The organism is Mesorhizobium sp. M1322 (genome assembly GCF_040318085.1).
In the GTDB taxonomy this organism is placed as follows: domain Bacteria; phylum Pseudomonadota; class Alphaproteobacteria; order Rhizobiales; family Rhizobiaceae; genus Mesorhizobium.
In genome coordinates, this window is sequence record NZ_JAMYLP010000178.1 from 1 (window position 1) to 3,993 (window position 3,993).

Below are 3,993 nucleotides of genomic sequence, written 5' to 3' on the forward strand. Positions count from 1 at the left end.
GACGGACAAAACCCGTTTTACGGGGCATGCACATGTGGCATTTCGATTCACTCAAAACTTTCCCCGGACAGCCCTGCCGTGAACGGGGAGAAGGGCGTCATGAGGGTTTCGCCACTTACCAGCGTTGCAAAGAATGAACGCCGAGGGTGCGGTCAGCGGTCTTCTCCCCGTTCACGGGGAGAAGGTGCCGGCAGGCGGATGAGGGGCAGCGCCGACCTCCTTCAATGAGGCAAAATCGACCGTGATCAGCCTCCTCGGGAGCCGGGCCAATCAACCCCTCGGCCGCTTCAACATCGCTGTCGGCGACTTGAACATGGATCAGGCCAAGCCCGCCTACGTCGGAAATATGCGTCGCGAGAGCATAGATCCCATACGCATTAAGCATCGAGACGCAAACTTCAGCCTCCGGGTCGATTATCGTATGCGACAGCCGTGACGAGTTTGCCGCCCATCTCTCGGACATCGCGCCTAAGCCGCACCGATCACTTTTGCCGATTTCTCGAAACACAATCCTAAGCTGTTTCCAAATCCTTGGCATTTTTCCTTCGTCGAGACGCGCCAAGGAATCGCAAAGGAAGAGTAAGCATCGATAGATTGGGATGTGCCTTGCGCATCATTTTCCATGCGTATCGGTCTGCCTGCTTTTCTTGATCAGGGTCTTGTCCCCATTCGATATGCTGCAGCGCGTGGTGTCCTACCTCGTGATAGAGCGTTTTCTCGATCATGAATCTCCGGACTGCGTTGCCAATCCTATGCTTGGATGCGCGTCGCCAGACAATCTCGATGACCGATACTGCCTGGAGATACGTGCCGGCGAATTCGGGCTCGGCGACTTCAGGAATTATGTAGATTCGGGAAATGCCAACCAGATCGGCTTCAGGAACATTTGCGAGCCAACGCCCAACGTGCCGGGAGGCTTCAATGCGACTGTCGAGCTTGCCATGCTCCAGAACAAGGATTTCGCCAACCGAAGACCGCCGCCAGTCGTCCATTGTAAAGTGAATGATGCTGCGGAGCGCGGCACGCATAACGGGAGTTATCGGTCTCGCGAGCGAATCCGAAATGTATCGCCGGGATGCATCTTCATCGATGTCGTGCAGAGCAGTAGCGAGGCCCGCCACAAGTGTTGCGATTTTACGGTGGGGAACCGTGCCTAGATCGATCTTTGCAAGTTCATGCTCGATCGCTGGCAATGCTGCATTGCCAAGTTCAACAAGATTCTTGTGAGCGACGAGCCTTCGCCGCATGTCATCTTGCATGAGGCTCCGGACGAGGTCCCGAACTGCATTTCGCACACCCGTTTCCTCGCCTTTACCCGCAGCCAACTGCCGCGGCGGGTAGCCCTGTCCACGCAGCGAGGACGTGTGTCGCGCCGCTTCGATCTCGCCAGAGATAAAAATCCTTATGCCGCGCCGACCACCTTGGCCGACTTCTCAAAACGCTTGCGCTCGTTCGGGTCGAGATAGAGCTTGCGCAGGCGGATGGTCTTCGGCGTAACCTCGACCAGCTCGTCGTCCTGGATCCAGGCCAGCGCGCGTTCCAGCGTCATGCGGATCGGCGGCGTCAGCTTTACTGCCTCGTCCTTGCCGGCGGCGCGGATGTTGGTCAGTTTCTTGCCCTTCAGCACGTTCACTTCGAGGTCGTTGTCGCGTGAATGGATGCCGATGATCATGCCCTGATAGACTTTGATGCCCGGATCGATGACCATCGGGCCGCGGTCTTCCAGGTTCCACATGGCGTAAGCCACCGATTCACCCTGCTCATTGGAGATCAGCACGCCGTTGGTACGGCCCGGCAGCTCGCCCTTGTAAGGCTCGTAGGCATGGAACAGCCGGTTCATGACAGCGGTGCCGCGCGTGTCGGTCAATAGTTCCGACTGGTAGCCGATCAGGCCGCGCGTCGGCGCGTGGAAGACGATGCGCTGGCGGTTGCCGCCCGACGGGCGCAATTCGATCATCTCGGCCTTGCGTTCCGACATCTTCTGCACGACGACGCCGGCATGCTCCTCGTCGACGTCGATGACGACTTCCTCGACCGGCTCGAGCAACTCGCCATTCTCGCCTTTCTGCATGACGACGCGCGGCCGCGACACGGCGATTTCGAACCCTTCGCGGCGCATCGTCTCGATCAGCACGGCAAGCTGCAATTCGCCGCGTCCGGAGACGAAGAACGAATCCTTATCAGGCGATTCCTCGATCTTCAGCGCGACATTGCCTTCGGCCTCGCGCAACAGGCGGTCGCGAATGACGCGGCTGGTCACCTTGTCACCCTCGGTGCCGGCCAGCGGGCTATCGTTGACGAGGAACGACATCGTCACGGTCGGCGGATCGATCGGCTGCGCATGCAGCGGTTCGGTCACCGACGGGTCGCAGAACGTGTCGGCGACGGTGCCCTTCGACAGGCCGGCAATGGCGACGATGTCGCCCGCCTGCGCCTCGTCGATCGGCTGGCGCTCGAGCCCGCGGAAAGCCAGGATCTTCGAGATACGGCCGGTTTCGACCTGCGTCCCGTCATGATGCAGCACTTTTACTGCCTGGTTGGATTTCAGAGTGCCGGATTCGATGCGGCCGGTGATGATGCGGCCGAGGAACGGATTGGCCTCCAGGATGGTGCCGATCATCCGGAACGGGCCGGGATGGACGGTCGGCGCCGGCACATGCTTGATGACGAGGTCGAACAGCGGCGCCAGGCCCTGGTCCTTCGGACCTTCGGGGTTTTCCGAGACCCAGCCGTCGCGGCCAGAACCATAGAGGATCGGGAAGTCGAGCTGCTCGTCGGTCGCGTCGAGCGCTGCAAACAGGTCGAACACTTCGTTGACCACCTCAACGTGGCGGGCGTCCGGCCGGTCGATCTTGTTGATGACGACGATCGGCTTCAATCCGACCTTGAGCGCCTTGCCGACGACGAATTTGGTCTGTGGCATCGGCCCTTCGGCGGCGTCGACCAGCACGATGGCCGAATCCACCATCGACAGGATGCGCTCGACTTCACCGCCGAAATCGGCGTGGCCGGGAGTGTCGACGATATTGATGCGGGTGTCCTTCCAGTCGACCGAGGTCGCCTTGGCCAGGATGGTAATGCCGCGTTCCTTTTCCAAGTCGTTCGAATCCATGGCGCGTTCGGCGACGCGCTGGTTGTCGCGGAACGAGCCGGACTGTTTCAGGAGCTGGTCGACGAGGGTGGTTTTTCCATGGTCGACGTGCGCGATGATCGCGATATTACGAATTTTCATGTTGTGGTCTCGGGAGCGTTGCAGGCAGCAGGCCAAAAGGCGCTGCCTCTTTCGGTTGGGCGGCTCATACAGGGTTTTTCGCAATTGCGAAAGAGGAGGCGCGCCACCAAATACATGGTCACCAAATCTTAAGCGTCTTGGTGTGAAATGGAATTATTAACCAAAGCGGAACCTTTCGCGGTCGGGACAGTTCAAATTTCATGAGCAATACGGGCACCAGATACCGGCCAATCCTCGCATGGGCTGCCTTCGCCGTTCTGCTTGCGGCAGGCGCGGCACAGTCGGCCGCGACGTTGAAGGACACACGGCCTGCCCCGCCGTCCGACACACGAACGGCGGAGCAGTTGTTTGCCGATGCCCCCGATGGCGTCGACCCGGTGGTGACCGGGCCGGTTAGCACCGCATTCAAGCAGAGGCAGGCGGCCGCCAACTGCGACAGCGCTGTTTGGCCGCAAATTCCGACCGTTTGCTACCCAGATTAGGACTGCTTTCGGCACATTGTCGAAAAGATCGGATCGACCTTTCCTGAAATCTTGCCAACGCCGGCGCGGCTCCTCATCCGCCTGCCGGCACCTTCTCCCCCGTAAACGGGGAGAAGCCTGCTGCGCGAAATGTCTGCTCTCTTCTGCAACGTTCGCGATTAGCGAAATTTTCGATGCGGGCCACTTTCTCCCCGTTTACGGCAGGGCTGTCCGGGGAAAGTTTTGAGTGAATCGAAATGCCACATGTGCATGCCCCGTAAAACGGGTTTTGTCCGTCTT

General features: G+C 59.5%; 4 protein-coding genes. 1 reads left to right on the top strand and 3 read right to left on the bottom strand.

Going from position 1 to position 3,993, the window contains the following annotated elements; translation table 11 throughout:
* Positions 1 to 512: 512 nt before the first annotated feature.
* Positions 513 to 1,259 (bottom strand): M48 family metalloprotease, encoded by a 747-nt coding sequence (locus NKH12_RS30050; protein ID WP_352956426.1) that lies wholly within the window; start codon positions 1,257 to 1,259, stop codon positions 513 to 515.
* 143 nt (positions 1,260 to 1,402) lie between these two features.
* Positions 1,403 to 3,232, bottom strand: a complete 1,830-nt coding sequence (gene typA / locus NKH12_RS30055; protein ID WP_352956427.1) for a translational GTPase TypA — start codon at positions 3,230 to 3,232, stop codon at positions 1,403 to 1,405.
* Between the two features lie 200 nt (positions 3,233 to 3,432).
* On the opposite strand from typA, the gene NKH12_RS30060 reads away from it, so the two are divergent.
* On the top strand, positions 3,433 to 3,714 hold the full coding sequence (locus NKH12_RS30060) for a hypothetical protein (RefSeq protein WP_352956428.1): 282 nt from the start codon (positions 3,433 to 3,435) through the stop codon (positions 3,712 to 3,714).
* 73 nt (positions 3,715 to 3,787) lie between these two features.
* On the opposite strand, the gene NKH12_RS30065 is transcribed toward NKH12_RS30060, so the two are convergent.
* On the bottom strand, positions 3,788 to 3,993 hold a 206-nt coding region (locus NKH12_RS30065), incomplete at its 5' end, for a hypothetical protein (protein WP_352956429.1).